The sequence below is a fragment of the Neobacillus drentensis genome (assembly GCF_036966985.1).
GTDB lineage: Bacteria > Bacillota > Bacilli > Bacillales > Cytobacillaceae > Neobacillus > Neobacillus drentensis_E.
On record NZ_JBALSN010000103.1, the window covers coordinates 1 to 3,152 of the forward strand.

Annotated in this window: 3 protein-coding genes; 2 read left to right on the top strand and 1 reads right to left on the bottom strand. The window is 38.8% G+C overall.

Annotation, left to right across the window (positions count from 1 at the left end):
• Nucleotides 1-83 precede the first annotated feature (83 nt).
• Both V7659_RS07280 and V7659_RS07285 read left to right on the top strand, forming a co-directional pair.
• Entirely contained in the window at nt 84-881 is a 798-nt protein-coding gene (locus V7659_RS07280; protein ID WP_098933439.1) for an IclR family transcriptional regulator, read from the top strand.
• A 287-nt stretch (nt 882-1,168) separates the two neighbouring features.
• On the top strand, nt 1,169-2,518 hold the full coding sequence (locus V7659_RS07285) for an MFS transporter (RefSeq protein WP_335539071.1): 1,350 nt from the start codon (nt 1,169-1,171) through the stop codon (nt 2,516-2,518).
• A gap of 123 nt (nt 2,519-2,641) precedes the next feature.
• Here the strand turns inward: V7659_RS07285 and V7659_RS07290 are convergent, their stop codons facing one another.
• Nucleotides 2,642-3,151, bottom strand: a complete 510-nt coding sequence (locus V7659_RS07290; protein WP_335539074.1) for a DUF2179 domain-containing protein — start codon at nt 3,149-3,151, stop codon at nt 2,642-2,644.
• Between the last annotated feature and the right edge of the window lies 1 nt (nt 3,152).

Consider the following 3,152-nt stretch of genomic DNA (forward strand, 5'->3'; position numbering starts at 1 on the left):
AAATAGGAATCAATACAATTTTCAAAATTTTTTCAGAAAGGGTGAATTGACATTTAATGATTTGATTACGTTATAATAAAAACATGGAAAATAATAATCAAATCACATCAAAACAATCGATAAATAAAGATAATTCTTCTGTACAAGCCGTTGACCGTGCGTTGATGCTCCTAAAGCTGATTGGGGAAAGTGCGACACCCATTTCGGTGGGCGATCTGGCCAAACAAGCGGATTTGAACCGTACCACAGCTTGGCGTTTGATCGGAAGTCTCGAAAATCAAGGATTTGTTGAAAAAGACCCTGTATCAAAGGGGTATCAACTCGGATATGCCATTCATATTTTGAGTACGCAAACTGGTGATCCATATGGGTCACTCAAACGAAGGGCCTACCGGACATTGGAAGAATTAAAAGGAGAAATCGGTGAAACTGTCCTGCTTAGTGTTCCGAAGTATGACGGAACACTCACGATTGATCAAATAGACACCGATCATAGTGTAAGATTAAGAGACTATTCCAATACGATTTCACCTTTACATTGCACATCTAACGGAAAAATATGGTTAAGCTTGCTGTCCGAGAAGGAGTTGGATATTTTTTTAGAGCAGCCGCTTAAATCGTATTCCAAGTATACAATTACAGATCCCGAAGAACTGCGTAAGGAACTGCTTAATATCCGTGTTCAAAAGGTGGGAACAGCGATTGGCGAACTAGATGAAAGTGAAAATGCGATTTCAGCTCCTATCTTCGATAAGAAGAAGAATTTAGTCGCATTTGTTACGGTCGGCGGCCCAAGTTTCCGCCTGCCAGAGGAAGCCACTTTGGCATTACGTAATCGAATGCTGGAAGCAGCAAAAAAGATCGAAGAACAGTTAGACTAATCTAAAAAAACATTTGGATAAAAAAAACAGGATAACATTTTACAATGCTATCCTCGTTTTTTTTTTGTGTGTAATCGATTCTACAACAAATTTAAAAAATAGTTTGACAATAACTAAAATAATAGATGATAATTAAACAACATTCACATAATGGACAATAAGTTCACAATAAGAACAATCCTTGTGTCACCAAAAATGAAATCGCTTTCCTCTATAAGCAGTTTCATACATGTAAATTAGGCTATAAGTATCCTTAAGACGGAACAAATTATGGAGGAGGTTTTACTTTGGAAAATTTAAAGATGGTAAGTACCAATAATAGAAATACAATTAAGTTAGATGACGCTCCCTTAAACAAATTTCATATCAAAATTGCGGGTCTGACATTCGGTGCTCATTTCACTGACGGATATATTTTAGGAATTATCGGATTTGCCCTTTCATTACTGACACCTCAAATGCATTTATCCCCTTTCTGGGTCGGGCTGATTGGAAGTTCTGCTCTCATTGGTCTTTTCCTTGGCAGCCTCGTTTTAGGATGGGTATCTGATTATGTAGGCAGGCAGAAGATATTTGTATTCAGTTTTGTCGTCATAACGGCTGCATCTGTTTTACAGTTTTTTGTTACCAGCCCTTTAGAGCTTGCCTTATGCAGAATTTTGATTGGTATCGGGCTTGGCGGCGATTACAGCGTTGGACATACGATGCTAGCTGAATTTTCGCCTCGTAAACATCGCGGAGTATTATTAGGGTCATTTAGCGTCATCTGGACGTTTGGTTATGTAGCAGCAAACTTGATTGGAATATTATTCACTGATTCTTCTCCTGATGCTTGGCGCTGGATGTTGGCCTCATCAGCCATTCCAGCTGTCATTATATTATTCGCCCGAATGGGTACACCTGAGTCACCTAGATGGCTCATTAATAAAGGGCGAAAAGAAGAAGCTCTTGCCATTGTCCAAAAACATGTCGGTCCAAATATCGTTCTTGATGATGAAGCACCAATGCAAGTAAAAAACAGTTTTGCCACATTATTTAGTAAGGAATTAAGAAAACGTACTGCTTTCAATTGTATATTCTTTGTTTGCCTCGTTATCCCTTATTTCACTATTTACACGTTCCTGCCTGATATTTTGAAAGCAATCGGACTAAGCGAAGGGTTTGGAACAGATTTACTATTAAATGGACTTCTTATCGTTGGTGCGCTTCTAGGTATTTGGTTCACGATTAAATTTTCTCGGAGAGGATTTTTGATCAATTCTTTTATCGTATTGATCATTACACTCGCTCTTCTTAGCTTTTTACCTAGCGGTGCCAAAGTACCGATGATTCTTTCTTTTGCGGTCTTTACTCTGATTATGTCGGCTGTTAGTAATCTAGTTGGTGTGTTTCCTGCTGAAAGTTTCCCGACCGAAATTCGTTCTTCTGGTGTCGGACTTGCAACGGCTGTAAGTCGATTGGGTTCGGCGATTGGTACATTCTTGCTTCCAATAGGGATTGCCAATATAGGGGTACAATCTACCATGCTTTTAATCACCGGCGTACTTGTTATCGGAGCTGTCGTATCCTACGCGTGGGCTCCAGAAACGAAGTCACTATCGCTTAGTGATGCAAGTCATACTAAAAATAAGAAATAAAAGGTCTTTCGTTAAGTAAAAGGTTTATTAACGAAATGAATCAAGAGATAAAAAGAAGCCAAGCTCAAAAGCCTGGCTTCTTTTCATGTTTATAATTCTCGTATTCTAAGAGTAGACAAGAATTCAGCTTATCCTGTAGCGGTTGCTTTTTAAAAAACCACCCCTGAAGTACTTTGGTTCGTAACTGACAATAAAAGCTTTCGGGTCTGCTAATAATATATCTTGATATAACCGGGATTGCAGCTTTCTGGCGATTATAATGGTAAGTATGAACCTCTCACCTTCCAACCCCTCAGCCAGCCAGCCTGTTACACCGTAGCCTTTTTGACGAAGCCCTGCAGCCATATCTGCATTATTTCCATTTGTAGTAACCTGAACAGTGACGAATCCAAGTGCCAGCCATTCTTCGATTTTTATTCCTATAAGTATACCGATTCCATAACTTAAACAATAAACTAAAAGGTTTATGGGTTTATCCAGGTTATCAAGGACAAGCTTAAGTCCAATCACATAAATCATTATATCGATACAACTTACAACCGCAGCAACATATCGGTAGCCCTTTACTGTCAGGATCATGCGAATGGTTAATAACGAGACATAACAAATCTGCAGTAAAAAGATTGTGCATATT